This window comes from Schaalia sp. JY-X159 (genome assembly GCF_014525425.1).
In the GTDB taxonomy this organism is placed as follows: Bacteria; Actinomycetota; Actinomycetes; order Actinomycetales; family Actinomycetaceae; genus Scrofimicrobium.
This window is the reverse complement of record NZ_JACEXI010000007.1, coordinates 60,110-86,682: the sequence shown is the minus strand read 5'-3', so window position 1 is coordinate 86,682 and position 26,573 is coordinate 60,110. Positions and strand designations below refer to the sequence as shown.

21 protein-coding genes are annotated in these 26,573 nt (G+C 58.1%); 8 read left to right on the top strand and 13 right to left on the bottom strand.

The genetic code is table 11. The features are described 5' to 3' along the window. Positions 1-6: 6 nt before the first annotated feature. Positions 7-1,539 carry an APC family permease gene (locus tag IDL90_RS10655; RefSeq protein WP_187995353.1) on the bottom strand — a complete coding sequence of 511 codons (1,533 nt, stop codon included), beginning with the start codon at positions 1,537-1,539 and terminating at the stop codon, positions 7-9. A gap of 147 nt (positions 1,540-1,686) precedes the next feature. Between IDL90_RS10655 and IDL90_RS10650 the strand changes: the two genes are divergently transcribed. Both IDL90_RS10650 and IDL90_RS10645 read left to right on the top strand, forming a co-directional pair. Continuing rightward, positions 1,687-1,851, top strand: coding sequence for a hypothetical protein (locus IDL90_RS10650; protein WP_187995351.1), 165 nt, complete (start codon positions 1,687-1,689; stop codon positions 1,849-1,851). Positions 1,852-2,010: 159 nt separating this feature from the next. Then, a complete protein-coding gene (locus tag IDL90_RS10645) occupies positions 2,011-4,383 on the top strand; it encodes a glycogen/starch/alpha-glucan phosphorylase (protein ID WP_182141377.1) in 2,373 nt (790 codons plus the stop codon). Positions 4,384-4,460: 77 nt separating this feature from the next. Here the strand turns inward: IDL90_RS10645 and IDL90_RS10640 are convergent, their stop codons facing one another. Continuing rightward, the gene (locus tag IDL90_RS10640; protein ID WP_187995349.1) at positions 4,461-5,717 is read right to left on the bottom strand and encodes a class I SAM-dependent methyltransferase; all 1,257 of its coding nucleotides are present in this window, start codon (positions 5,715-5,717) and stop codon (positions 4,461-4,463) included. A gap of 75 nt (positions 5,718-5,792) precedes the next feature. Between IDL90_RS10640 and IDL90_RS10635 the strand changes: the two genes are divergently transcribed. The 3 genes from IDL90_RS10635 to IDL90_RS10625 are packed head-to-tail and all read left to right on the top strand — an operon-like array spanning position 5,793 to position 8,473. Next, complete coding sequence (locus IDL90_RS10635; protein WP_187995347.1) at positions 5,793-6,017, top strand: heavy-metal-associated domain-containing protein; 225 nt, start codon at positions 5,793-5,795, stop codon at positions 6,015-6,017. Between the two features lies 1 nt (position 6,018). Further along, positions 6,019-7,821 (top strand): cation-translocating P-type ATPase, encoded by a 1,803-nt coding sequence (locus IDL90_RS10630; RefSeq protein ID WP_187995345.1) that lies wholly within the window; start codon positions 6,019-6,021, stop codon positions 7,819-7,821. Further along, positions 7,814-8,473 (top strand): Crp/Fnr family transcriptional regulator, encoded by a 660-nt coding sequence (locus IDL90_RS10625; RefSeq protein WP_187995342.1) that lies wholly within the window; start codon positions 7,814-7,816, stop codon positions 8,471-8,473. The genes IDL90_RS10630 and IDL90_RS10625 overlap by 8 nt, the downstream gene beginning before the upstream one ends. Here the strand turns inward: IDL90_RS10625 and IDL90_RS10620 are convergent. The 4 genes from IDL90_RS10620 to IDL90_RS10605 all read right to left on the bottom strand — a co-directional run bounded on the left by IDL90_RS10620 (position 8,448) and on the right by IDL90_RS10605 (position 15,277). Then, entirely contained in the window at positions 8,448-9,413 is a 966-nt protein-coding gene (locus IDL90_RS10620) for a rhodanese-related sulfurtransferase (RefSeq protein ID WP_187995340.1), read from the bottom strand. The two genes, IDL90_RS10625 and IDL90_RS10620, sit on opposite strands and share 26 nt — an antisense overlap. Before the next feature lie 57 nt (positions 9,414-9,470). After that, positions 9,471-11,048 (bottom strand): glycoside hydrolase family 1 protein, encoded by a 1,578-nt coding sequence (locus IDL90_RS10615; RefSeq protein WP_187995338.1) that lies wholly within the window; start codon positions 11,046-11,048, stop codon positions 9,471-9,473. Positions 11,049-11,089: 41 nt separating this feature from the next. Continuing rightward, positions 11,090-11,899, bottom strand: a complete 810-nt coding sequence (gene zupT / locus IDL90_RS10610; RefSeq protein ID WP_182141384.1) for a zinc transporter ZupT — start codon at positions 11,897-11,899, stop codon at positions 11,090-11,092. A gap of 81 nt (positions 11,900-11,980) precedes the next feature. After that, the gene (locus tag IDL90_RS10605) at positions 11,981-15,277 is read right to left on the bottom strand and encodes an ABC transporter ATP-binding protein/permease (RefSeq protein ID WP_182141385.1); all 3,297 of its coding nucleotides are present in this window, start codon (positions 15,275-15,277) and stop codon (positions 11,981-11,983) included. A 186-nt stretch (positions 15,278-15,463) separates the two neighbouring features. Here IDL90_RS10605 and IDL90_RS10600 point away from each other — a divergent pair, with 186 nt between their 5' ends. Beyond that, positions 15,464-15,613, top strand: coding sequence for a hypothetical protein (locus IDL90_RS10600; RefSeq protein WP_182141386.1), 150 nt, complete (start codon positions 15,464-15,466; stop codon positions 15,611-15,613). Positions 15,614-15,907: 294 nt separating this feature from the next. On the opposite strand, the gene IDL90_RS10595 is transcribed toward IDL90_RS10600, so the two are convergent. The 4 genes from IDL90_RS10595 to IDL90_RS10580 form a co-directional block, all read right to left on the bottom strand. After that, positions 15,908-16,837 carry a carbamate kinase gene (locus tag IDL90_RS10595; protein WP_187995336.1) on the bottom strand — a complete coding sequence of 310 codons (930 nt, stop codon included), beginning with the start codon at positions 16,835-16,837 and terminating at the stop codon, positions 15,908-15,910. A gap of 99 nt (positions 16,838-16,936) precedes the next feature. Beyond that, positions 16,937-18,166: a hypothetical protein gene (locus IDL90_RS10590; RefSeq protein WP_187995334.1), complete on the bottom strand. Its 1,230-nt coding sequence runs from the start codon at positions 18,164-18,166 to the stop codon at positions 16,937-16,939. 297 nt (positions 18,167-18,463) lie between these two features. Continuing rightward, positions 18,464-19,486, bottom strand: a complete 1,023-nt coding sequence (gene fbaA, locus IDL90_RS10585; protein ID WP_187995332.1) for a class II fructose-bisphosphate aldolase — start codon at positions 19,484-19,486, stop codon at positions 18,464-18,466. A gap of 176 nt (positions 19,487-19,662) precedes the next feature. Then, positions 19,663-20,334 (bottom strand): TrmH family RNA methyltransferase, encoded by a 672-nt coding sequence (locus tag IDL90_RS10580; RefSeq protein ID WP_182141390.1) that lies wholly within the window; start codon positions 20,332-20,334, stop codon positions 19,663-19,665. Here IDL90_RS10580 and IDL90_RS10575 point away from each other — a divergent pair, their 5' ends adjacent. Next, a complete protein-coding gene (locus IDL90_RS10575) occupies positions 20,335-21,150 on the top strand; it encodes an HAD-IIA family hydrolase (RefSeq protein WP_182141391.1) in 816 nt (271 codons plus the stop codon). It abuts the gene before it with no gap. Here the strand turns inward: IDL90_RS10575 and IDL90_RS10570 are convergent. After that, positions 21,147-21,959 (bottom strand): exodeoxyribonuclease III, encoded by an 813-nt coding sequence (locus tag IDL90_RS10570; RefSeq protein ID WP_182141392.1) that lies wholly within the window; start codon positions 21,957-21,959, stop codon positions 21,147-21,149. The two genes, IDL90_RS10575 and IDL90_RS10570, sit on opposite strands and share 4 nt — an antisense overlap. A gap of 60 nt (positions 21,960-22,019) precedes the next feature. Here IDL90_RS10570 and IDL90_RS10565 point away from each other — a divergent pair, with 60 nt between their 5' ends. After that, entirely contained in the window at positions 22,020-22,817 is a 798-nt protein-coding gene (locus IDL90_RS10565) for an SDR family oxidoreductase (RefSeq protein WP_182141393.1), read from the top strand. Positions 22,818-22,987: 170 nt separating this feature from the next. Here the strand turns inward: IDL90_RS10565 and IDL90_RS10560 are convergent, their stop codons facing one another. After that, positions 22,988-23,851, bottom strand: a complete 864-nt coding sequence (locus tag IDL90_RS10560; RefSeq protein ID WP_187995330.1) for a serine hydrolase — start codon at positions 23,849-23,851, stop codon at positions 22,988-22,990. A 50-nt stretch (positions 23,852-23,901) separates the two neighbouring features. Beyond that, on the bottom strand, positions 23,902-26,511 hold the full coding sequence (clpB, locus tag IDL90_RS10555; protein WP_187995328.1) for an ATP-dependent chaperone ClpB: 2,610 nt from the start codon (positions 26,509-26,511) through the stop codon (positions 23,902-23,904). Between the last annotated feature and the right edge of the window lie 62 nt (positions 26,512-26,573).

Sequence of the window (26,573 nt, the reverse complement as noted above, 5' to 3'; positions counted from 1 at the left end):
AGGACGCTAGGACGACGTGCCTGTCTTGGAGGCTGGAGCGGCAGCCTTAGCCGCCGAAGCAGCAAGCACGCGATCAGGAAAAGCCGAGCGGTCAATCACCGCTGAGCCTGCGCGCGTTGCAACAGGATCGTGGAGCTCGACCCCGGGGTCGACCTTCTGCGTGGGGTCACTGCGACGCTTCGAGTCCAAGCCGTAGATGATCACGCCGATCACGAACACACCAGCCGCGATCACCAGCACCTTCCACGTCAGGGAGAAGAACAGGTACGAGGACGCTGCCAGCGCTAGGAGCGACAGTATCCACCGGGCAGCGCCCTTGAGTTGGAATGCACCGTCGCCGGACGGCATGTTCTTCAGCTTCAGCACGGCAAGGATGGTTGGCACGTACTGGACTGCGCTGGCACAAACCACGCAGGAGGCTAGGAAAACGTATGAACCGGTCGTGAGCATCCCGCATGCAAGAACAGCGGTGACGATGATCGCTACGGATGGCGCCCCATGCTTGTTTGTCTTGCCCATGTAAGCAGGCAACAGCTTGTGCTCATTGGCCAGGGAGGCCGCAAGAACCGGCACCTCAAAGGAGCATGCAAAGGCAACGCCAAACACTGCAACTGCGGTACCAGCAATGACCAGGTAGTACGCCCATTCGCCGAGGGCGTGCTGCATAGCGGTCGCCACCGGAGTCGCAGACTTTGCCGTGTCACTACCAAGGATCCCGACAGTGACCGTCTGGATCAGCAGGTAAACCACCGTAACCAAGACAATAACGATGACAAGAGCCTTCGAGAGGTTCTTTTGCGGATTCCTCATCTTGTTACCGGCAATCGTGAGAAATGAGAATCCAGCGAAAAGGTAGAAGGTAATGCCGTAGGCCGTTCCTACCGCACCCATTCCTTCCCCGAAGTCCTTGATCGTGTCGGGAACAAGTGGCTTGAAGTTCGCCATCTTCAACGCAAATGCCCCTGCGATAACAAAGAAAGCGGCCGTAGCGATCTTCGTTGCTGAGGAAATATTGTTGACCCACTGGGAGAGTTTGGGCCCAAACCAGTTGATGACCCCAAGTAGAACGATCACTGCGGCGCCGATTCCCACCGCTACCCAATGGTTCTTCAGAGCCGGCACCGAATCACGGAAGATCCGAATCAAAGCGGCAACCTCGGTGGAGATTGTGGCAAGCCCAGCAAACCAGACGAAGATCCCCACTTGGAATCCCGTGAAGCGTCCCCAAGCGGTGTAGCAGTACAGCCACGCACCGCCGTTGCCCGTAACCTTCCCCGCCAGGTCCGCGTAGCAGAACACGATGAACAGTGTCGCAATCCCCGCCGCCAGGAGCGCAGCAAGTCCGAGGGCGAATCCCGCATCGTGATAGATCTGCTGAGGAAGGAGGAACGTACCAGAGCCGATGATCCCGTTGATTCCCAGAAGGATGATCGCGAGCAAACCCATTTTCCCGGCCGACGAAGACGCTGTCGATCCGCCTCCACCCGCTACCGCCGAGCCGGCAGGTTGCGCAAAGCTCACTATTCTCGGAGTGTTCATTCTGGGTCCTCTGGTTTCGATGGTCTCGACGCGGGCAACTCAAATATCCGGCTAAGAGGTTAGTCTCCATCGGCGGTCTGCACCTGTTGAATCATTTGTTCTGCTGCACGGGAAAGCCTGGCTCGAATGCCGCGGTAGGGTGGGGACATGATTTGGTTACTTATGTTCCTCCTTGTGCTCTGGGTCGTCCTTGCCATTCTTGGCTTCGTCGTCAAGGGCTTGATGTGGTTGGCTTGGGTCGCGATCATCCTTGTTCTTATCACGTTGATTATTGGCTTCGTTGCAGGGATTTTCAGTGGGGGTGGCGAGTAAATAGTCTCTCCAGTCGCGCGGCAGTGTGCCTAAGCCCAAAGCGAATGACCCCGCAGTTGGCACACACTTCTGCAAGACTTGGTAATGTTCGCGCCAATTGTTGCCATGACTTTTTCGTCTCAAGCGCTTTGGCCTACTTGTAGCTAGGAGACATAGCAAATGTCTGCAGATTTAACCTCAACCTTGGGTTCATTCGTGCGTTCCGAGTCCGGCAAGACCACAGAGAACTCAACCCCAGCCGAGTTCTGGGCGGGCCTCTCCAGCCTTGTCGTGAACAAGATTGCTGATGACTGGAATGCAACGACGGAGCTGTACCGGGCGGGACGACAGGAACACTACTTCTCGGCCGAGTTCCTTGAGGGTAGGGCCCTTCTCAACAACCTCGTCAATCTCGACATGCTTGAGGAAGCCTCCGAAGCCGCTGCCGCTCTCGGCCAGGAGTTAACCGCGGTTCTCGAGGCCGAACATGACGCCGCTCTTGGCAATGGGGGTCTGGGCCGCCTGGCAGCCTGCTTCCTGGACTCGTGCGCTACCATGGACCTTCCGGTCACCGGCTACGGAATCCTCTACCGCTACGGACTGTTCAAGCAGACCATCGATGATGGCTTCCAGAACGAGCACCCCGACCCCTGGATGGAAGAAGGCTACCCCTTTGTAATCCGCCGCGAGGAAGAAGCGAAACTGGTCGACTTCGCCGACATGCACTTACGGGCCATCCCCTACGACATGCCGATCATTGGCTACGGCACCAAGAACGTCAACACACTTCGCCTGTGGAAGTCTGAACCCATTGAAGAGTTCGACTATGACGCCTTCAACTCACAACGCTTCACCGACGCCATCGTTGAGCGCGAACGCGTCGCCGACCTTTGCCGCGTTCTCTACCCGAATGACACCACCTATGAGGGCAAGGTATTGCGTGTTCGTCAGCAGTACTTCTTTGTCTCAGCCTCGCTGCAGACCATCATCGAGAAGTACAAGGCGACCTATGGTGACGATTTCTCAAAGTTCGGCGAGCTTAACTCCGTCCAGCTAAACGACACTCACCCCGTCCTCGCCATTCCCGAGCTGATGCGCCTACTCATGGATGATGAGGGACTCGGATGGGATGAAGCCTGGGAAATCGTTCAAGAGACGTTCGCTTACACTAACCACACGGTACTCACAGAAGCCCTGGAAACTTGGGAGATCTCAATCTTCCAGCAGCTTTTCCCCCGCATCCTCGAGATCATTTACGAAATCAACCGTCGCTTCTACGAAGAGCTCCGGGCCTTGGGCCTTGACTACGCAACCATTGACTCGATTGCTCCCGTCTCAGGCGGCCGCGTCCACATGGCGTGGATCGCGTGCTACGCCTCTTTCTCAATCAACGGAGTCGCGGCGCTGCATACAGAAATCCTCAAGAAGGACACTCTCAAGGAGTGGTACGCACTCTGGCCAGAACGCTTCAACAACAAGACCAACGGTGTCACCCAACGCCGCTGGCTCAAGAGCTGTAACCCCCGATTGGCTGCGCTCCTGACACGCGAACTTGGCTCTGATGCCTGGGTTACCGACCTCGACCAGCTGCGAACGTTGCTCCCCAAGGCTGATGATGATGCCCTCATGCGTGAGCTAATGGCAATCAAGCACGACAATAAGGTTGACTTCGCGGAGTGGCTTGAGAATCGTCAGGGGGAGCAGATCCCCACCGACGCAATCTACGATGTGCAAATCAAACGCCTCCACGAGTACAAGCGCCAGTTGCTCAACGCCATGTACATCTTGGATCTCTACTACCGACTCAAGGACGACCCGAGTCTTGACGTGACGCCCCGCGTCTTTATTTTCGGTGCGAAATCCGCCCCGGGCTACCGTCGTGCTAAGGCGATCATCAAGCTAATCAACGAGGTCGGGCGTATCGTCAATAATGATCCCGACATGAAGGGGCGCCTCGCCGTTGTGTTCGTGGAGAACTACAACGTCACCCCAGCCGAACACATCATTCCGGCGGCCGATGTTTCCGAGCAGATCTCAACGGCTGGCAAGGAAGCGTCAGGCACCTCGAACATGAAGTTCATGATGAATGGCGCCCTCACCTTGGGCACGCTGGATGGGGCCAATGTGGAGATTGTTGATTCGGTTGGTTACGACAACGCCTACATCTTTGGTGCTCGTGAAGAAGAACTCGCAGAACTGCAGGCAAACTACCGCCCTCGCGACCTCTATGAGACGGTGCCGGGCCTGAAGCGCGTCCTCGACGCCTTCGTCGACGGAACCCTACAAGATGGTGGCAACGGTGACTTCCACGACCTGCTGTGGTCGCTGTTGGATGGCACGACTTGGGATCCGGCTGACCCCTACTATCTGCTGGGCGACTTTGAGGACTACCGCCAGACGCGCGACCGTATGGCCGAGGACTACCGTGACCAGTTGGCATGGGCACGCATGTGCTGGGTGAACATCTGCGAATCGGGCCGGTTCTCTTCGGACCGCACCATCGAGGACTACGCCGAACACGTATGGAAGATCAAGCCAGAACCGGTGAAGTAGCCTAGACAAGTAAGAAGCACTGAGGGGCCCTGCCAGAAAATGGTGGGGCCCCTCACCCTTTAGCCACCAACTTCACCTCATCCCAAACTCCCGCGGACCGAGCGCGTCACCGTGAACTTCGCGTTGCGTCCCAGCTGCACCGTTTGGCCAATCACGCGTTCGAGGGCGCGGCGGTGGGGCAGGTGAGAGTTGAAGACCGTCAGCATCACCCCGTCTGGTTTTAGAACGCGCGCGGCCTCGACAAACATCGCGTCCGATGCCGCCGTGGTGATCGCTGCTTCCGAGTGGAATGGCGGGTTGCAAACCACCAGGTCAACCGAGGCATCGGGCTGCTGAGAGAGGCCGTGATCACGGCGAATTTCAACTCGCCCGTCGAACTTGTCGAGGCCGTTGCGGCGGATTGTCGCCCTCGTCGATGCCGCCGCGGCGGCGGAGCGATCTGTGGCAATGACGTGGTAATCGGGGTGAGCACGCAGCAGCGCGGCGGTCAGTAGCCCTGTGCCGCACCCCAGGTCCACTGCCACGAGCTCAGCGCCCTCGGCTCCCTCAGGGAGGTTGACGCGATCCTCAAGAAACGGGATGAGGAACCGGGTACCAATATCAACCTTGCCTGAAGCAAATGACCCCGGTGTGGAACACACCCATAGGTCGAGATCAGGATCGTAGTGCTCGCTAAGGTGGGACTCTCGCGACTGCGCCGCGTTCCCGGCCTCAGGCTCACCTCCGCCCTCGCATTCACGCTCGGTATCCGCCACCACGCCCTCGTAAAAAGGTAGCGGATCTGCGGCGATCAGCGCGCGTGACTTTTGGCGTGCCAGTGAGGCAGTCGCGGAGCCAAAGTGCCGCTCAAGAACTTCATTCATCGCCCGCGTCATGTGCTTCACTCGCCCCCCGGCAAATACCTGTACCGACGGGTCTGCGTAGTGGGACACCAGGTGGGCCCAGTGTTCCAGCTGCCGCAGGTCCTTTGGAAGCTGCATGAGGACGACTTGCGCCCTGTCAAACAACGACGCATCGAGATCGCGGTTGCCATAGGAATCCTCAGGTAAGCCCAACTCGGCGACAAGCCGCTCCCAGTTGGACGCCAAAGCCAACTCTGACGTGTAGGAGTCCTGGTGAACCCTGATTTGTCTGGCCCCAAGCATCGCAGCCCCCAGGGTGAGTCCGCCGTAGCGGTCACCAACCACGACAACACTCCCCGGGGAGGCTTCCGCAATCGCGGGTGCGGCCAGGTCGAGCAAGAGCCTATCGGTAGCGTCGGCAGCAAACAGGTTTGGGGCTTCAATATCGGGGGTGCGACGCAGTTTCTCAAAGGGGAAGGTCGCCAAGTTCATCACCCCAGCCTAGCGCTGTACACAACCTTGACGCAGGTCAAGGCGCAAGTGCCGTGGCCGCGGTGAAATGGAGCCATGACAAAGAAGATTACTTTAACAACCAGCCAGTTCACCTGCCCTTCCTGCGTGGCAAAGATTGAAAAAACACTTGACCGCTCCCCCGGCGTTCTTGATGTCAAGGTCAAGTTCACTTCCAACAAGGTTGAGGCAACAATCGACGAGGACGTTACCGACGTGCAGAAGGTAGCCGACCTGGTTGCAGCACTTGGTTACCAGGTGTTGAAGACACGGGTGCGCTGAGGTGCTCCTGGACATCCTGCTCATCGCCGCGAGCGTCGTGTTTGGCATACCCATTGCCCTTCGCGCTTGGCGTGCACTGCGGCTGCGCACCTGGTCAATCGACCTGCTGGTGACGATCGCGATCATCGGCGGTATTGTCATAGGCGACTACCTAGAGTCTGCCGTGGTTGGGTTTCTTTTCCTCTTCGGGGCCTGGCTTGAAGGGCGCACCCTTGCGAAGGCACGGCGCTCCATCCAGGGGCTCATCGATCTAAGTCCGACCACGGCGACCGTGGTGCGGGGTGGTGAGAGAGTCGAGGTGGAGGCCGACGACATCGAGGTCGGTGACGTCCTCGTCATTACAACCGGTGAGCGGATTGGTGCCGACGGGGTGATCGTCGCTGGTAGCGCCAGCATCAACGAAGCCTCAATCACGGGCGAGTCAACCCCGGCCTTCAAGGAAGTTGGATCCGACGTTCATGCCGCAACCATTGTGGAAAGTGGCTACCTTGAGGTTCGGGCAACGGAAGTTGGGGACGAAACCACCTTCGGACGCATCGTTGAGCTTGTTGAGGACTCCTTGGAGTCCCGCACCCGTGGAGCAAGGTTCCTGGACAGGTTTGCTCAGTACTACACGCCCGCGATCCTGGTGGGGGCGGTCGCACTGTTCGCATTCACCGGCGATCTAGAGAAGGCTCTGGTCTTCCTCGTGATCGCGTGCCCGGGCGCGCTGGTCATCTCGGTTCCCGTGGCAGCGGTCGCAGGCCTTGGCAACGTGGCACGCAATGGCGTTCTCATCAAGAACGGGGAGGCTTTAGAGGCATTGGCTCGGGCCGACACCCTCGCCATTGACAAGACGGGAACCCTCACCTTCGGCCAGCCCACGGTGACGACAGTCCACGTGGATAACACCAGCTTGGACGAGGACGCCCTGCTCACACTAGCTGCGTCTGTAGAAACCTCCAGTGAACACCACCTGGGTCGAGCGGTTGTGGCGCAGGCTGCGGCACAAGGACTCCTGCTGGAAATCCCAACCGATGTCGAAGTCGTAAGTGGGCGCGGGATAGCGGCACATGTTGGACCCCGTCGCGTTCACATTGGGAACTACGACTATCTCGGCACGGAGGGCACCGCCATCGGGGCTGGCCCATTGCGAACCGTGCAGACTCTGGAGGAGGCTGGCCAGACCGTTCTGCTGGTCGCCGTCGACGGCCTCTACGTGGGCTTCATCGCCATCTCCGATGCCATCAGGCCAGAAGCGGCCACCTCCATCGATCATCTCAAGAAATCAGGCCTACGTAACGTGGTGCTGCTGACGGGAGATAACGAGGGCGCCGCAAGCGCAGTCGCATTGCAAGCCGGGATAGCTCACTGGCATGCCCGCATGCTGCCCCACGACAAGGCCGAATACGTTCGAGGACTTCAAGAAGAGGGCGCTCGCGTCGTCATGGTTGGTGACGGTGTCAACGATGCCCCTGCTCTAGCCACCGCAAGCGTCGGGGTGGCCATGGGACAGTCGGGAACTGATATCTCTATGGAGACGGCCTCGGTGGTTCTTCTTGGCGATCGCCTTGACCAGTTAGCGCACGCCTCCAGCGTCTCCCGCTCTACTTTGCGGATCATGAAGCAGAATACGGCGATTGCTCTGGGCACCGTCTTTGCCCTCATCGTTGCCGTTCTGCTTGGCGCCCTCGGGCTGGCTGGCGGAATGTTCATCCATGAGGCCAGTGTCCTGTTGGTTATCCTGAATGCACTGCGCCTGTCCGGAAAGAAGAAGCAAGGGATCTCAACTCATGACGACCACCAGTCACTCGTGCGTGTCTAAGGTTCCCCTCTTTGCGACTCTGGGGCCACGCCAACAACTCGAGGTCGCACGGTTTGCCAATGCCGTCTCACGGAAGGCGGGCGAGACACTTCAGGCCCCTGGTGATGCGGACCCAGTGCTGATGGTGGTACACACGGGTGCGGTGCGGGTGTCCAGAATCATCGCGAACGGCCAGGAGCAACTGGTTCGCCTCCTTGAGCCTGGGGATTTCTCCGGGGAGATTGACTTTGTCACCGGGCGTCCTTCCGGCCAGCACTTAGTTGCGGAAACAGACGTTGAGGTGTGCCAGTTCCGCCACCGCGACCTCTCCGCCCTCGTTCAGGCCTATCCGGATATTGCCCTGCAGATGCTGCAGGCGGTGACGGGGCGGTTGGTGGAGGCAGAGCGTGCGCTAACCGGATCGACGCACACGGATGCATTGAGCCGCGTGGCGCACTACCTACTTGAACTGCCACGCACCCATACCGGCGGTGTCACGGCCGTTTACCTGCCGACGACCAAACGCAATGTTGCCTCGTTGCTTGGGATATCGCCAGAGACCCTGAGCCGCAGGCTCAGGCAGCTCGGCACGTCGGGCCTGGTCACGGTTGACGGGTCAAGGATTGCGCTCAAGGACGTGGAAGGGCTTACCGCTGCTGCTTCGCCGCAGTAGGCGTGTGCTCGGCGCACGTTTGAGCCTCGCGTGCATGCTCAACGCACACCACTAGACGCGTCTTGCAGGAGGGATCTTCACAGTTCGCTAGGTGTTTGGCTGGCTCCCCGCACACATCGCAAACGCCAACCACTTTGGCCGCCTCAGAGAAGTCGATGGTTTCCCGCCCGTCAAACACGGCTAGGGAACCCTCCCAAAGCCCTTCGTCGCCAAAGGTTTCACCGTAGCGAACAATGCCGCCATCAATCTGGTACACCTCGGAGAATCCGCGGTTCTTCATGAGGGCGGAGAGGATCTCACAGCGAATCCCCCCGGTGCAGTATGTGACGACGGGACGGTTCTTGATGCTGTCGAACGCGCCGCTCTCAATCTGCTTGATGAAACCGTGGGTAGTCTCAACATCCGGCACAACAGCTCCGCTGAAGCGGCCAATCTCAGCTTCCCAAGCGTTGCGGCCATCAAAGAAGACGACCTCATCCCCACGGGTTTCGACGAGGGCGTTAACGTCTGCGGGGCTGAGGTGGACTCCCCCACCAATCACTCCGTCTGGACCAACCTTAACTTCCTCCGGCGTGCCGAAGGCAACCAGCTCATCACGGACCTTCACGGACAGTTTCGGGAAGTCGACAATGCGCTTCCAAGCTGCCCGACGATCCTTGCCCCCGTTCCACTCCGGCTGGTCGTCTTCGAACCCACTTCCTTCCGACCACTTCACCGTCTCAGACAGAGACTTGAACGGCGGGTACTCCCGGGTTCGCTTAATGTACTGCTTGCATGCTTCTATTTCTCCGCCGACCGTCCCGTTGATGCCGTGGGGTGAGACGATGATTCGCCCGCGAAGTCCCAGACGTTCACAGAGCTCCCGCTGCCAGAGCATCACGGAGCGAGGGTCGGGCACAGGAGCCATAACGTAGTAGAGCAGAATCTTGGGAACAGCCATGGAACGATGATAGGCCGTCCTCGCCCCCGCTGACACCTTGGTGTCCTCCACGGGACGTTAGATTACTGGCACATTCTCAAGCAGGGTCCCACGCCGCACCAGCAGTCCGGCATCCGGGGCGACATTGAGCTCACGGGAAGCAATGATCCTTGAATAGAGTTTGGCGCTGTCTTTGGGGATGCGCCGCTGTGTCTCGTAGTCAACGTAGATGATGCCAAAACGCATGTCGTAACCCCAGGTCCACTCATAGTTGTCCATGAAAGACCAGTAGAAGTAGCCGCGGACATCTGCGCCCTCGTCTCGCGCATCGAGGGCGGCACCCAGGTGCAGCTCGAGGAAAGCCTCCCTGGTGGGGTCGTGCACCGCAGCGCCGCTCTCCGTCTGCGTGAGCACGTCGTTGCCTGCCATGCCGTTTTCCGTCACATAAATCGAAGTGCCAGATGGGCCCGTGTAGTCATTGTGAACACGTAGCAGCAGGTGCTTGAGCATTATGGGGTCAATCTGCCACTGCTGAGCCGTCCGCGGCAGGTAGGTGTCCGGAGAGAAGCCGCGGGACGCAGGAAGCGGGGACGAGGTCCGCCTAGTCGTCTCTGGAGCCGATAGCGGCGGGATCGCCAAGGCATTGAACCCGATCCGCTCAGCCAACTCTGGTGATAACGACCTCGAACCAGTGACGATGCCGCCCTGATAGTAGTTGATGCCAAGCGTACTGATCGGCGTGGAGATGGACTCCAAGTCACCGAGACGCACGCTGTCCTCAAACTTTTCGGTCGCTCGTGGGTCTAGGGCCCGAAAAGCCTCGACAATGTCGGTGGGATAGCTCGCGCGGAAGAGAGGGTCCAAGAACCAGCGGTTTGTCTGCCCGTCAATAAGCGCTGCCGCCTCAAGGTCTGCCGGACTGTCCGGGTCCAGTGGTTGGGTCGGCGTGAGGTTCAGCGTCAGTCCAAGGTCGAGAGACGCGTTCTCCGCCCGCAACGCCTCAACCGCAAGCCCGTGCCCAAGGAGCAAGTGGTGACTTGCCAGCATGCCCGCCTCAAGGCTCTGGCGACCAGGCGCGTGCTCCCCCGCTGTGTAAGAGAGGAAAGACGAGCACCACGGCTCGTTCAACGTCGTCCAAACCTCAACCCTGTCGCCGAGGACGCCGTAGACCTCCATTGCGTAGTCACGGAAACGTTTTGCGGTGTCGCGGCTGGGCCACCCTCCCCTATCCTCAAGCGCCTGCGGCAAATCCCAGTGGTAGAGGGTCAACCACGGCTTGATGTCCGCCCCGAGCAGCTCGTCGACAAGGCGCGAATAGAACTCGATGCCCTTCCGGTTGCTGTGCACGCCATCAGGTTGAACGCGCGCCCAAGAAACCGAAAAGCGGTAGCTCTCTAAGCCCAGCTCTTTCATCAGGGCAACATCATCGCGGTAGCGATGGTAGTGATCGCAGGCAACGTCGCCCGTCTGCCCTGCCGCAACTGCGCCCGGCTCGCGGCTGAAAGTGTCCCAAATCGAAGGGCCCCGGCCGTCTTCAAACGCGGCGCCTTCGATTTGGTATGCGGCGGTCGCCGCTCCAAATAGGAAGTCGTCCGGTATCTGCCTGGGGCTCCCAAGGCGCGCGTCGCTCAGCGCCGTAAAAAGCTGTGCCACCATCGTCGTTGACCTTTCGCTATGGCCACAGGCTCCTGCGCCCGTCAGGCCGGGGAGGCAAAGAGAATGAAACTCACCGCCATCATTGCCATACCGGCAAGCATGCCATAAACGGTCTGGTGCTTGTCAGTTTGGTAGCGCCATGCCCCAGGAAGCAGCTCGTCCAAGGCAAGGAACACCATCATCCCCGCAACCATTCCGTAGAAAATGCCGAAGAACTCTGGCGACACCACCCACGAAACCATGGCGGCCGCAATCAGCGCGCCAATCGGTTCAGTCAACCCGGAGAAAGTCGCCCAGGCGAATGCCTTCCTTCGCGAACCCGTGGCGGCATATACGGGTGCGGCAACCGCAATGCCCTCTGGAATATTGTGGATCGCTATCGCCACCGCCAGGGTCATACCCACGGTCGGATCCTGATAGGTGGTGAAGAACGTCGCCATGCCCTCGGGGAAGTTGTGGAGGGCAAGCACGACGGCGACCAGGGCGCCCGACCTCATCAAATGTTTCGTCGAGGCTTGGTCACCAACACTCATATCGTCCTCGCGCCCCTCCATTTCGTTCGGGTTAAGAACGTCGGGAAGCAGCCGGTCGATCGTGAGGACGAGGGCGATTCCAGCAAAAAACGACAACCAAACAACCACGAGAGCCGTGCGATCGGAAGTCGTTGACTCCATGTACTCGATTCCCAGCGGGACAATCTGGAACAGCGAGATGATCAGCATTGCGCCGGCCGCAAATGCCAGCGCCACTGCAAGGTAGGAACGTTGAAGGGTCTTCTTGTTGAGAACCATCAGGCCACCAATGGAGGTGGCAAGTCCCGCTAAGAGAGAGACGAGTAAAGCCAGGAGCACGACTCCACCGTAGTCGGATCTGTGCAACTTCGCGAAGCCAGCCGCCGCGTGGGACCGTACCTAATGGGGAGATTTGGCCACCTACTCTGAGCGCAGGGCTTCCACCGGATCTTTTCGGGACGCGGCCGAGGACGGAATAAGCCCAGCCAAGAACGTGAGTCCCATACTGATCAGGACCAGTGCAACTCCAGCGCCAACCGGTAGGGTCGCAACGTTCGCAATCCCGAACCTGGCGTAAACAATGGCATTTGCCGGAATGGTCAAGAGAAGGGTGACCCCGATTCCCATCACGCCGGCGACAAAGCCGACAATCAGGGTCTCGGCATTAAACACCCAGCGAATATCCTTCTTTGAGGCGCCAATCGACCTGAGGATGCCGATTTCCTTCTTGCGTTCGAGGACGGAAATGTATGTGATGACACCGATCATGATGGAGGAAACGATTAGCGAGATCGCCACAAAGGCAACCAAGACGTAGGAAACGACATTGACGATGTCTGTCACCGAGGACATGAGGGTTCCCACCAAGTCGGTGTAGGTGATGACCCGATCCTCCTTCCCCTGCGCCTCCATGTCCGCGTTGTAATCGTCCAGGATCGTGATGATTTGTCCCTTTGCCTCAAAATCTTTGGGGAAAATGTCAATCGAATAGGGCCGAGCAAAATCGGCATAACCGAGCTTTGCGAGGTTGCCATCAAACGAACTCTGCGCCTGGCCCATCATGCTCATTATCAGGGCGCTGAGCTCCGCTTCATCCAGATTGAAATCAAATGCGTTAGCGAAGGCCTCCTCATCAATGCTCATCGCCGCAGCCATGTTCTCAGTCAGCGACCCCATCGAGGAGCTCAAAGCATCACCAATCTGACGCTCTAACACGGTGCCAACCTGGTCCTGAATTTGCACGGAGATAGCATTCATGGCCTGGGTCATGTAGTTTGCCATTGCCCGCTGCAGTTGGGCCTGCATCGCAGCCGAGTTCTGCTCGATCTGCTTCTGTACTGCATTCGAGATCGCGGCGGTGAGCTGTCGCGTGATCTCCTCCTGGGCTGCGGCAAAGTCGCCCTCGAGGCCACTGATCAGCTCATCGGTTTGCGCCAGGATCGCAACGCCCTCGGGCGTCGCTAGGAATGCTTGGAAGCTGGCTTCAGGGTCAGTGCAATCATTGCCCTGCATACAGAACTGGGCGTAACCGGTTGCCAGATCCGTGGCCAGTTGCGTGATGGCCTCCGGGTCAAGATTGATGTCAATGTTGCTGAGGTCGAGGTCGGACAGGACATCTTCAATACTGATATCAAGACCCGAACCGAGGTCCAGACTCCCCAGCAGGCTAGAGACATCCATGGTTGGTAGCGCCGATGGGTCAAGCTGCAGCGGCGGCATTCCCGCCATGTTGAGGTTCAGCGCGGAGGTGTCAATCCCCAGTTGCGATTCATCGAAAGTGAACGCAGAGGCGATCGCTTCCTCATCAATGCTGACAAGTTTCGACATGTCGAAGTCGGAAGACTCCGGGTTCTCGGCCTCGTCCACAAACGTCCGCCCCGTGAAGACGTTGACGCTCGGTTTGGCCAGCTGCTCCTTGACGACGTCCGAGGTCGCAGCTTCTTCGATGAGGTGGGTGACCAAATCGGGGGTGTAGTAGATCCCAGGTGTCAGTGCCGTTGCTGTCACACCTTCGCGAGGCTGGACGATACCGCTGATCTTCAACTCTTCGCCCTCGGACACCAGCTTCTTCAAGAAGGCGGCGTCACCACTCTTGTCCGTCCACACCCCATAGGTCTGGTCGAGGACGTAGTAGTCCGCAGAGTTGACCATCTTGAACGTCACGTCCATGATCTCCCCGTAGGAGAACGCCTTGGGACCGCCCTCCGGCGTGACGATTGGTTCATCGTTAACCAGCTGCGCGACCATCGTGTCCAACTCCGCTGGGTCGCGCAGGTTCATCGCGTACAGAACGAAGTCGCTAACACCACCGCTGGGGGTGAGGACGAGGACGGTTTCGTCATAGGACTGGGGCCAATCACCAGCAACAACGTCATACTGCTGCTCGATCAGTGTGGAGTCATCCATCATTTCAACAAAAGCGTTGGTATTCATTGCGGAGTCCATCAGGCCCCCGCTGCTTCCTGCCCCTCCGAAGCCAAGCGATGCAAACGTTGAGTCGGGATTGACTTGACGGACCTTGTCGTCCTCGTTCACCGTGAAGATCTGTGGGGTGACGTTGTACGAGTACTGGATCAGGTTCGCGTAGTCGTCAACATTCCCGCCGTTGGAATCCAAGAAAGTCTTCAGCGCGGCCAAGTCATTTGAACCGACCGAGCCGAACATGCGTTGCATCATTGCAATTTCTTGGACGGAGCCGTCTGTGCCTTCTTCTGCCTCGGCCTCGCCTCCCCCACCACCAGCGCCAGCGTCCGCAGTGAGCGCCATCAGGGCTGCCATGTCCATGCCTTGGCTTTGAATCGACAGCGGATAGACCGAGAGAGTGTCTTCCTCGATGCTCTTGACGTAGTTGTTGACACCGGTTGCCAAGGCCAAGATCGTTGCGATACCAATGATTCCGATAGAACCTGCAAAGGCCGTCATCAGCGTGCGGCCCTTCTTTGTCATGAGGTTCTTGAATGACAGGGCGACGGCAGTGGCCAGTGACATGGAGGTGCGTCGGGCTGCCTTTTGGGATGTTTTCGCGTCTACTGCACTGGGAACAAACGGGTCAGAATCGGCAGAGATACGCCCATCTCGCAAGTTAACGATCCTTGTGGCGTACTCCTGCGCCAACTCTGGATTGTGTGTGACCATGACAACCAGTCGGTCCTTGGCAATGCTGGTGAGCATCGCCATGATTTGCAGGCTGGTCGTTGAATCCAGTGCCCCAGTTGGCTCATCTGCCAGGAGGATCTCCGGGTCGTTGATGAGGGCCCTGGCGATCGCAACCCTCTGCATCTGGCCGCCGGAAAGCTGACTGGGTAGCTTGTTGATGTGGTCGCCGAGCCCCACCTCCTGCAGGGCTTCGGTTGCCCGCGCTCTACGTTCAGCCCGGCTCACGCCCGTGAGCGTGAGCGCAAGCTCCACGTTGGCGAGGACGGTCTGGTGGGGAATCAGGTTATAACTTTGGAAAACAAACCCGATGCGGTTATTGCGGTAGGTGTCCCAGTCACGGTCGGTGTAGTCCGAAGTGTTGATGCCATCAATGATTAGGGAGCCAGAATCGTAGTGATCGAGGCCGCCAATAACGTTGAGCATTGTTGTCTTGCCGGAACCAGAGGGCCCAAGAACTGCAACGAACTCGTTGTCACGAAAAGCGATCGAGACGTCATCGAGCGCCACTTGCGTGAAATCGGCAACTGTATATGACTTTGTGATGTTGTTCAGCTCAAGCATGGACGCCCCCTTCGCGCGATTCTACGCGGAGCATTCCACCAGTCGGAGGATTCCTAGCTGAAAGCGAAAAGCTAGACAAACCGGCTCGTACTACAAGCATCCCCAATAGCGAACGCCACGGGCCCCATCGAAGAGGAGAAGATACCCGCTTGACAGAACTTAGAAGAGTCATAACAGAGGCTGTAGGTGGCGTTTGAACCCCCCGGTGTGGAGGAGGCCGTGGTGGATGTGGTTTTGGAGGTTTCGGAATCCTCGGGCGATGCCGCGGAGGTGGTCGAGGTGCCGGTTGGCTTAGCGAGCCGGTTAGGGCATACGGAGCCGGTTAGGCTTGCATAACGGTGTGTTATAAGGGTGGGTGGGCCCGACCGGCTCCGTATGCCCTAACCGGCTCCGCATTGCTGGGGGAACCGTGCGGGCGCCGTGCACTTGGGCCGCCCCACCTACACCCGCAGCACCCACACCCACCCCGCCTCCGCGAGATCGAATAGTATCGACAGTTTCGGGTCCAATAACAGTGTAATGTGTCGATACTATGCGATCTCGCGGTTTGAGGCAGGTAGTGACGGCAACGGTGACCGGTGGTAGAGGCGAGAAGGATACCCACAGCCCCTTCTGCGACGAGCCTGCAAATCAAACCGCGTAGACGATGCCCCCGAGGATGCCTTGGCGTACTTGAGTCCCAACCGTTCCAGCCAGCACTTCTGGAACCCGATCTAGGGGACCGATCAAGGCTCGGCCTCCTGCTTTTGCCACCTTTATTGCAGCCGCGACTTTCGGTGCCATGGTCCCGGCAGAGAAACTTATTTGCTCAAGGACTTCTGGGGACACCTGGGCAATTGCCCGTGCGGTCGGCTCACCCCAGTTTTCGATCACATAGTCCCCATCAGTGAGGATCAGGAGCGTGTCGGCACCCAGTTCTACAGCCAATTCCGAAGACGCTAAGTCCTTGTCAACCACGGCTTCCACTCCGGTTGAGATTCCATCTTCGATCGTTACCGGGACACCGCCACCACCAACGCAGATGACGACTCGTCCACTATCTAAGAGTGCAGCAATTGCTGAGGATTCGAGGATGCGCACTGGCTTTGGTGAAGGGATAACCCGTCTGAAACCCGACCCGTCTGGTTTTGTTTGCCACCCATGAACCTGTTCAACGCCTCGTGCTTCAGATTCCGTGTAAAGGGGCCCAACTGGTTTGGTCGGATTCTCGAAACCCGGATCGTCCGCGTAGACCTGTGTGGTTGTAAGCACAGTGACAACCTCCCGATCCGCACCTAGTTCGTTGCTTAGCGCCTCCTGCAACGGATAGCCGATCATCCCCTGGCTTTGAGCAACAAGAATGTCCAGCGGATACGGGGGAACAACGTTGTATGCAAGCCCCTGAAGAGCCAAAAGGCCCACTTGAGGGCCATTGCCATGGGTGATGACGACCTCGTTATCGCGGGCCAGATCACCGAGGGCAACGACACTACTGCGAATGTTGTGGCGAAGCATCTCTGCAGTCATCGGTTGGCCCCTCTTGGCCAACGCGTTGCCACCCAGGGCGACAACTATCCGCACTACCGCCTCCTTCGCACCTGCATATCTTTACCCGCGCTGCGCGTCGTCATCCACACTGCGGTTCTTTCCCCATGCCGAGCTGGGATGCGACCACACGAACTAACTCTCTTGGGCCTCATGTCGTTCGGCACGCTGCGCAGTAAGCCGTGCAAGAGTGGTGTCGGCAATCGCGTCCGTAAGGAGAACAAAAGCAAGCCCTGTCGCGACCTTACCCCCTGTGGTACGAACCCCGTCACGCTTACGTCCTCCAATAAGAAGGGCGGTGGCCGCCACGACCTCACCGACTGCAATAGTCGGAATCAGCCAAGGTTTGCTACGAACCAGGTGTGTGTACGAATCCCAGAAACTGGCCTCATTCTTGCGCTCGTTGAGAAGGATATCCACACTTCGACCGATGGCGTTTGAGATACCGCGAGCATGGTGAACCGTAGCGCCAGAGACCTGTTCAACCGTCAACCAACCAAGGAGGAACTCTGCCACCTGCGGATCCAATCCCAGTGACCGAACAAACTTGGTGACAGCCGCTGATCCGCGCATCTTGGTGGCCTCAAAAGCGCCCTCGACGTCAACGCCCGGAACAGCATCATGGATGGCAGCGATATCGCCGCGTGCGCCGACGAGGTCGTGAACCTCATCCGCGATATTTCCTTCCCATCCCTTAGCTCCCGCAACCACGACCTCATTCATACCCCAGTTGTAGGTGATAACACTCTCGGGGTCATCCTCAGGCATGAAGTGTGCGTGGAACTCATCGCCCTGGAGTGTGAGTCGGACGAGCGGTGCATCTCCGAAATGCCAACCGGAACGATGTGCTGGAACCTGGGCGAGCAGGATGGCGCGGCGCTCGTCGTGGGGTAGTTCTGCCACATCCACACCCTCGAATGCTGCAAGAAGAGGAATGGCAGATGATGGTGTCGCGCTGATCTCAACAACGCGAATCGGCAGCGATTCACCTTCCGCTGCGCCAGCTTTGTCTTCAGTTGAGGCAACCTCAGAGGCGGCATCCTCGACGTCTTCGTCGTCGGCACGTTCAAACCTGTCAACTTGGACATCACCCAGCATTACCTCGGCTGCGAACTTCTCCGCGATCTTCTCCGCCAGCTCCTGGATGCTTGGACCGGGCCTGAACACCCGCCCCCGTTTGGTGAGCGTGGCGACTTGGTCTTCCTGCTCAGCAACGGTCACTCCCACCAACTCCGGAGTCTTGTCGTACCAAACCAACGATGCCACAACAGATTCACGCTTCAGCTCTTCCGCGAGCTTCAGCGGGTCCAGGGCTCCGGCAATCACCATTCCCTCAACTTTGGACCAGGTATCTTCCGCCATCATTCTCCCTTTCGATTGGCCCTCAGCCTGACGCTGGCACAGCGTCAACGAACGCGCAGTCATTCTGCTCTTCCCAATTGCAACACGTCCCGACCAGATTGTCTCGTTTCACTGCAAAGATTCTCTAGATCGGAGAAATGTGCGCGATGGGTACCTGCAACGAAAATAGGTGCTGCCGGTGCAGAACAGGTGCTGACATCTGGAAACAGCTTCCGACACACAAAGAGTCCCGCCGACCACCAGGCCAACGGGACTCTTCTAACTCACAAACTCGACAGGTCGAGCCATTGCGAGATGAAGCTACATCTTGGTTCCAGCGGAGCCGAGACGCTCACACGCCTCAACAACGCGGGCAGCCATTCCGGCCTCAGCAGCCTTGCCCCATGCGCGAGGATCATACTGCTTCTTATTGCCGACCTCACCATCAATCTTCAGGACGCCCTCGTAGTTCTCATACATCCAGCCGGCAACCGGGCGGGTAAATGCGTACTGGGTGTCTGTATCGATGTTCATCTTGATGACACCGTTAGCAACTGCGGTTGCAATCTCTTCAGCAGTGGAGCCAGAGCCACCATGCATGACGAGATCGAACGGACGGTCACCCTTGTTGTAGGCGGCACCCACGGCAACCTGGATTTCACCAAGCAGCTCCGGACGCAACTTGACGGCGCCCGGCTTGTAAACACCGTGAACGTTACCGAAGGTCAGAGCCGTCATGTACCGACCATTCTCACCAAAGCCAAGAGCCTCAACAGTCTTCAAACCGTCTGCAACCGTGGTGTAAAGCTTCTCATTGATAGCGGCCTCAACACCATCTTCTTCGCCACCAACAACACCGATCTCAACTTCAAGGACCGTGTTGGAAGCAACGCACATCGGGAGCAGACGCTGGGCGATCTCAAGGTTCTCAGCAAGCGGAACAGCCGAACCATCCCACATGTGGGACTGGAAGGCAGGAAGGCGACCAGCTGCAACTTCTGCTGCTTCGATCTCTAGCAACGGGATAACCCAGGAATCCAGGTTGTCCTTCGAGCAGTGGTCAGTATGCAGAGCAACTGTGATGTCGTAGTTCTTCGCTACCTGGTATGCGTATGCCGCCATGGCCAGTGAACCCGCCACACGGTCCTTAATGGTCGAACCTGACCAGTATTCAGCGCCACCAACAGAAACCTGAATGATGCCGTCGGAGCCAGCTTCCGCAAAGCCCTGCAGGGCAGCAGTTAGCGTTTGGGATGAGGTCACGTTCACCGCCGGGTAGGCAAACTTGCCTTCCTTAGCCCGGTTCAGCATTTCCTGGTAAACCTCTGGGGTTGCGATTGCCACAAGGACCTCCTAAATATTGGTGCACAGACTTGCACCGAAGTGGGTTAATCTCGCAACCCCCATTGTCCCACATTTGCCGGCAGTTCTGGCTAGGCCAAGGGCCCAAATTCCCGAAAGTATTCCGCCCCGATGCTGCACATCCTCACGCGGGATTCACGCCGAAGCAGCCCTCTAACCTAGTGAACATGCTGCATACTCCACGCAAACATTGCTATAGCAGCGGCGTGACCAACATTCATTGATCTGGTGGAACCATGCTGCGTGATATGAAAAATGCCGTCGCATGCCTGCACCATCTCATCACTGAGACCTGCAGCCTCCTCCCCCATGACCAGGACTGTTTGTTGAGGTAGCCGGCTGGATTCAATTGGCTGGGACTCTCCTATATTGTCGATACCCGCAATGTATAGACCGCGAGGGCGGACGTCCTCGAGAAACCCCGTAACCTCGGGATGGTGCACAACGTTCAGGTAACGGTCGGTGACCATCGCGCCACGCCGGTTCCACCTGCGACGACCCACAATGTGGACCTTAGAAACCCCGAGGGCATTTGCGGTACGGACAATCGAACCGATGTTGAAGTCGTGACCAAGGTTCTCAATGGCAACTTCAAACCCCAGTGATCGGCGAGCAATCTCAGCCCTAATGGCATCCCGCGTCCAGTAACGGAACTCGTCCTCGACATTCCTGTAATCGCCCTCGACCAGCAGATCCATGTCCCATTGGTCACCATTTGGGTGAGCGCCGACCCACGGACCGACACCCCGTCGCTGTTTGTCGGATGCCTCTTGCTCCACATTTCCCCCGCAAACTAGCCACAATGAACCCCTCAACCCTAGTCTGTGCATATGACTTCTGATCTCAAAAACACAACCAGCTCCGTAGGTGACCGCAGTGTGAAGGCGTGGCTCACCGACATGGATGGCGTCCTCGTCCGCGAGAACATCGCGATCCCAGGCGCCCAGCGCTTCCTCGACGCCCTCGCCGAGAAGGAACTGCCCTACCTAGTCCTGACCAACAACTCAATCTTCACGAACCGCGACCTTTCCGCACGCCTTGCGATCTCGGGTCTGATGGTCCCTGAAGACCGGATTTGGACGTCTGCCAATGCAACTGCTGCATTCCTCACGCAACAGTCACCCAACTCGACCGCATATGTTGTGGGCGAAGCGGGACTTACAACCGCGCTTCATCAGGCCGGATACATCATGACCGAGGTCGACCCTGAATACGTGGTGCTCGGAGAGACCCGCAGCTATGATTTCAACTCACTGACGAGGGCGATTCGTCTGATCGAGGGTGGCGCCAAGTTCATTGCCACCAATCCCGACACAACCGGGCCGTCGGATGAAGGCACGCTCCCAGCAACCGGCGCCATTGCAGCGATGATCAGCAAGGCCACGGGAGCCACACCATATTTTGTGGGCAAACCGAACCCAATCATGATTCGGGCTGCCCTGAACACGCTTGGCGCACACTCGGAAGATGCCGCCATGATCGGGGACAGAATGGACACCGACATACTTGCAGCCATTGAATCTGGGCTGCATTCTCACCTTGTTCTGACAGGGTCCACGAAGCTTGCCGACGTCACGTCATTCCCGTACAGGCCCGCAGCCATTCACGATTCGATTGCGGACATGGTTGAACTGGTGCAGAACTAGAAGCGCATCCATTCCTCATCAATGTCGACGATGACCGGCACGTGGTCCGAAGCCCCTTTGCCCTTGCGTTCATCACGGTCAATCTCTGCGCCCGTGACGCGATCGGCCAGCGGAGGGGAGGCAAGCGCGAAGTCGATTCTCATGCCCTGATTACGCGGAAATCGCAACTGCTGGTAGTCCCAGTAGGTGTAGTTGTCGACCATAGGGCGCGTCACTTCGACGAGGCCGTCATCAAGTAGTGCTGAGAAGGCTGCCCTCTCCGGCCCGGAAACATGAGTCTTCCCTTCGAAAAATCCAATGTCCCAGACGTCCTCGTCCCTAGGGGCAATATTCCAGTCCCCAACCAGCATGATCTGAGCGTCGGGGTCCTTCGAACGAAGAGTCGCAATGTACTCACGCAGAGCAGCCAAGAACTCCAACTTGTAGCCGTAGTGAGCGTCATCCAGTTCCCGGCCGTTGGGAACATAGAGGCTCCACAGTGCAAAGGGCTCCCCATCCTGCGGATGCACAGTCGCACCGATTGCGCGCGCCTCAACAATGTCCTTTCCTGCCCATGCGGGCTGCCCGGGGAACGAGTGCTGCACATTGGTCAACGGCAGTCGGGAAAGGAGGGCAACCCCATTCCATTGGTCATACCCAACCATCTGAACTTCAAAACCAAGTTCCTCAAGCCGCTCCGTCGGGAACTGTTCCGGTTTGCATTTGATTTCCTGAAGGGCGAGGACGTCCACGTTCGACCTCTCCAAGAAGGCGACAGCCCGGTCGATTCGTGCCCTGATTGAGTTAATGTTCCAGGTAGCGATTCTCATGGCCCTAAGCCTATCCATCTTGCAGCACCAGAAATCACCTCAAGCGCCTACGATGAGCAGATGGGAACAGCACTTGTAACCGGCGCGACGTCGGGAATTGGTAGGGAGTTTTGCTGGCAGTTATCCAATGCCGGCAGCGATCTGGTCATGGTGGCGCGCAACAGGGGAAGGTTGGACGCACTTGCGACCAATATCCGACGCGTCAACGGCGTGAATGTGGAGGTGCTGGTTGCCGACCTCGCAGAACCCGATGACTTAGCGCAGGTATGCAGGCGGCTCGCGGTCCGGCCGGTGGAAACCCCGGAAAGTGAAGAGCTGCCTTCGTCGGTTGACCTATTGGTAAACAATGCTGGCTTCGGGTTCGATTCGTCATTCCTTGATGATGACTTTGACAGGCAGCTCTACGGCCTCGACGTAATGGTTCGCGCCGTGATGGCAACCTGCTACTACGGCGGACGGCAGATGCGGTCGGCCGGTCGAGGTGGGATTATCAACGTTTCATCCGTTGCGGCAGACACTGGTATGGGACCGTACTCAGCCCACAAGGCGTGGGTCCGCACCTTCTCAGAGGGCTTGTATGAGGAGTTGAGCGGGAGCGGGGTCAACGTCACCGCTGTCATGCCGGGCCTCACGCACACTGAGTTCCATGACCGTTCCGGCGGCAAGAACTATTACGGACAAGCCATGGAAGCCCTGTGGATGACCCCGCATCAGGTGGTGAAGGAAACCCTCGAGGCGTTGGAACGCAAGCAACCGCTGGTTACACCGTCACTTCGGTACAAGGCCATCTACCATGCCACCCGGATTGCGCCTCGCTTCCTAGTCCGAGCGATTGTGAGCAAACTGCCCCACGCCTGACGGTGCGGTGGGCGCCATGCCCCTGCCCTATACGGCCTCGCCCTCAAATGTATACGTGGGGGTGAGAGGCATCCTTGGGGTCCATACCCCAGCCGCACATCTCGCCCCCACGTATACATTTCACTGAAGCTGCCGGGCGTACCGTGCGAACTGCTCACACAATTGTCCCTCTACGCAGCTTCAAGGATCTTTTCGCCGAGTATCGGCCAATTCGCCTTATGCCAGGGACCGAAGGGTTCCGCTCCCAAGAAGACCGCGCCGATCCCTCTTCGTGGCTCCACCCAGAGGAACGATCCGGACATTCCGAAGTGCCCGAAGGTGAGTGGAGACGCGGACGGCGGGGTCCAATGTGGCTGCTTTTCGCCCTTTATTTCGACGCCAAGGCCCCAGGTGTTGTCGCGTTGCATACCGTAGCCCGGCAGGATGCCACGAAGCCCGGGCAGTGCCACCTCACTGAACGCCGATGCCATCTTGGGCGTCAGCAGCTGCGGCTCAAGGAGTTCCTCAGCCAGAACAGTCAAGTCCAACGCTGACCCAAACCCCGACCGAGCTGGGGAGCTTGGAACGGTGGTTGAGCGCAGCCCCAGCGGGGCGGCGACCTCACGGTCGATCCACCGTGAGGTCGCAGCGCCAGTCTTCTCTCTCATGAAGTCACCCAAGACATCAAAACCCTGGTTGCTGTAGATCCGCCGCATACCGGGCATATCACGGAACTCTGTCCCATTTCCTTCTGCCGCAAGCCCAGATGAATGGGAAAGGAGATGCGCAAGTGTGAATGGCATAGCTTCTCCATTGTCCAAAGCGCCGCTGCTTCCCAGCCTCGAGTTTGCGTGGAACTGTGGGGCGGAACCGGCGATGGTCGCTAGAGAAACAATGCCACTTTGCACAGCCCGCAGTGTTGCAAGCGAAGTGACAATCTTGGTCACGGAAGCCAAGGGGAAAACACGTGTGACATCCCCCTGTTCCCAAATGACCCGACCATCACGGTCCACTGCCGCGATGGAATGGGCAAACGGGACCGGGAACTGATTCACATGCCCAACGATAGCGTCATCCCAGGGCATCTAGGCATGCCCACCTCACTTCAGCTTGCAACCACCGGCTCAACGCGGAGTTCGTTCCCGCCATCAGCAACCGATACCAAGACTTCTTGACCGTCCTCAACCTCATTGGCCAGGATCAAGACCGCAAGTCGATCCCCGATTTCCTTCTGCACCAATCTGCGTAGCGGGCGCGCGCCATACGCGGGATCATAACCGTTGTTCGTCAACCAACGGCGTGCTTCATCAGTGATCTCAAGCGTGATGCGACGAGCACGCAGCCTGCGACTCATACTCTCAAGTTGTAGGTCGACAATCTGTCCCAGCTCTTCTTTGTCCAGAGGATCAAAGATCACAATCTCATCAAGCCTATTGAGAAACTCAGGTTTGAAGGCGAGTCGGACTGCGGACATCACTGACTCCCGCTTGCCTTCTGGGGACAGTTCAGGGTCAATCAGATACTGGGAACCAAGGTTCGAGGTGAGGATCAGAATCGTGTTTCTGAAATCAACCGTCCTCCCCTGGCCATCCGTAAGACGCCCATCATCTAGGACCTGCAACAGAATGTTGAAGACTTCCGGGTGAGCCTTCTCTACCTCATCAAGCAGCACAACCGAGTAGGGACGCCTACGAACAGCTTCCGTCAACTGCCCGCCCTCGTCATAACCAACGTATCCGGGAGGGGCTCCGACAAGGCGCGCAATCGAGTGCTTCTCAGAGTATTCCGACATGTCGATGCGAATCATCGCCCGCTCATCATCAAACAGGAACTCCGCCAGTGACTTTGCCAGTTCCGTCTTGCCCACACCGGTGGGGCCCAGGAAGAGGAATGAACCGGTGGGGCGATTTGGATCTGCCACGCCGGCGCGAGAACGTCTAACTGCGTCCGAGACTGCGCGCACCGCATCCTTCTGCCCGATGAGGCGTTTGCCAATCCAGTCTTCCATTTCGAGAAGCTTCTCTGTTTCACCCTGAAGCAGGCGCCCCGTCGGGATTCCCGTCCACGACTCAATGACTTCCGCGATCTCCGTTGGCCCAACCTTCTCTGCGATCATGGGCTCTGCACTTTCAGCGCGCTGGTCGATTTCTTCCAGTTCGGCAGCTGCTATCGCGTCCTGAATCGCCGGTATCTCACCATTCTGAATTCGGCCGGCTTCGTCATACCGACCCTCACGCATAGCGACTTCAAATGCTGTCCGCAGTTCATCCAACTGGACCCTGAGGTCGCCAACCTTATTGCGACCAGCCTTCTCATTTTCCCAGCGTGCCACTAACGCATTCAGTTCCTCACCCGTTTCCGCGATGCTCTCACGGAGGCGGAAAAGTCGGTCCTGTGTTGCGTCATCTTCAGCGTCGGGATCAGACTCGCTCAGGTAAGCCTCTTCCATCTGCAGTCGGTTCAACGACCGCTGCAAGACATCAATCTCTACGGGTGATGAGTCCAGTTCCATCCGCAAGCGCGACGCGGCCTCATCAATCAGATCAATTGCCTTGTCTGGCAACTGACGCCCTGCAATGTAGCGGTCGGACAGTTCGGCGGCCGCGACAAGCGCCCCGTCAGAAATGGTTACCTTGTGGTGAGCTTCGTACTTGGGGGCAATTCCGCGCAGGATCGCCACCGTGTCTTCGACAGAAGGCTGTCCCACGTAGACCTGTTGGAAGCGGCGTTCAAGCGCGGGGTCCTTCTCAATATTCTCCCTGTATTCATCCAGAGTGGTCGCACCCACCATGCGCAGTTCCCCGCGAGCCAGCATGGGCTTGAGCATGTTGCCTGCATCCATGGAACCTTCAGAGGCACCGGCACCCACGACTGTGTGTAGCTCATCAATGAACGTGATGACTTCACCGTCAGAGTTACGGATCTCATCAAGGACGGCCTTGAGTCTTTCCTCAAACTCGCCGCGGTACTTTGCCCCTGCGACCATTGCGCCCAAATCTAGGCTTATCAGTTTCTTGTTGCGCAGAGAATCAGGCACATCCCCCTCAACAATTCGTTGTGCCAACCCTTCCACTACGGCTGTCTTGCCCACGCCGGGGTCACCGATCAGGACCGGATTGTTCTTGGAGCGCCTTGACAGTACCTGCACTACGCGACGAATCTCAGAGTCGCGCCCAATCACCGGATCCAACTTCCCTTCCCGGGCAACTTCGGTCAGGTCACGCCCGTACTTCAACAGTGCCTGGAACGTCCCTTCCGGGTCCACGGTTGTTATCGGCTCCGGCCTGAGCTTCTCAAGTTGAACCTCAAGCTCATCCGGGGTTGCCCCCGCCGACCGAAGGATCTTGCCCGCCTCTGAGTCGGACGCCGCAATGGCGATCAGAAGGTGCTCCGTGGACACGTAAGCGTCGCCCTTCACCTCCGCACGCTTCTGAGCATCGGTGATGACATTCATCAGTGCGCGGGAGGTTTGAGGTTGCGCAACCGAGGAGCCGCTGGAGGTCGGAAGCGCCACCAGTGCAGTACGCACCTGCGCCCCAACCTGCCCGCGTTGCGCCCCAACGGCTGCAAGAAGCGACAGGGCAATACCCTCCGGTTGTTCCAGCAACGCCTCTAGAAGATGGAGAGGTTCAACCTGGGGGTTGCCTGCTGCCGACGCCATTTGCACGGCTGATGACACGGCTTCCTGGGCGCGGGTTGTCAGCTTTGCACTCATCGTTTCCTCCTGTAAGAACTTTGATCAGGGCTACTATCAGTACATTTCGATCATAGAACGCA

What these genes read in the sequence shown, in the direction of transcription:
- IDL90_RS10655 (WP_187995353.1), bottom strand. Translation starts at nt 1,539, where the DNA reads ATGAACACTCCGAGAATAGTGAGCTTTGCGCAACCTGCCGGCTCGGCG.
- IDL90_RS10650 (WP_187995351.1), top strand. Translation starts at nt 1,687, where the DNA reads ATGATTTGGTTACTTATGTTCCTCCTTGTGCTCTGGGTCGTCCTTGCC.
- IDL90_RS10645 (WP_182141377.1), top strand. Translation starts at nt 2,011, where the DNA reads ATGTCTGCAGATTTAACCTCAACCTTGGGTTCATTCGTGCGTTCCGAG.
- IDL90_RS10640 (WP_187995349.1), bottom strand. Translation starts at nt 5,717, where the DNA reads ATGAACTTGGCGACCTTCCCCTTTGAGAAACTGCGTCGCACCCCCGAT.
- IDL90_RS10635 (WP_187995347.1), top strand. Translation starts at nt 5,793, where the DNA reads ATGACAAAGAAGATTACTTTAACAACCAGCCAGTTCACCTGCCCTTCC.
- IDL90_RS10620 (WP_187995340.1), bottom strand. Translation starts at nt 9,413, where the DNA reads ATGGCTGTTCCCAAGATTCTGCTCTACTACGTTATGGCTCCTGTGCCC.
- IDL90_RS10615 (WP_187995338.1), bottom strand. Translation starts at nt 11,048, where the DNA reads ATGGTGGCACAGCTTTTTACGGCGCTGAGCGACGCGCGCCTTGGGAGC.
- IDL90_RS10605 (WP_182141385.1), bottom strand. Translation starts at nt 15,277, where the DNA reads ATGCTTGAGCTGAACAACATCACAAAGTCATATACAGTTGCCGATTTC.
- IDL90_RS10590 (WP_187995334.1), bottom strand. Translation starts at nt 18,166, where the DNA reads ATGATGGCGGAAGATACCTGGTCCAAAGTTGAGGGAATGGTGATTGCC.
- IDL90_RS10580 (WP_182141390.1), bottom strand. Translation starts at nt 20,334, where the DNA reads ATGCACAGACTAGGGTTGAGGGGTTCATTGTGGCTAGTTTGCGGGGGA.
- IDL90_RS10575 (WP_182141391.1), top strand. Translation starts at nt 20,335, where the DNA reads ATGACTTCTGATCTCAAAAACACAACCAGCTCCGTAGGTGACCGCAGT.
- IDL90_RS10570 (WP_182141392.1), bottom strand. Translation starts at nt 21,959, where the DNA reads ATGAGAATCGCTACCTGGAACATTAACTCAATCAGGGCACGAATCGAC.
- IDL90_RS10565 (WP_182141393.1), top strand. Translation starts at nt 22,020, where the DNA reads ATGGGAACAGCACTTGTAACCGGCGCGACGTCGGGAATTGGTAGGGAG.
- clpB (WP_187995328.1), bottom strand. Translation starts at nt 26,511, where the DNA reads ATGAGTGCAAAGCTGACAACCCGCGCCCAGGAAGCCGTGTCATCAGCC.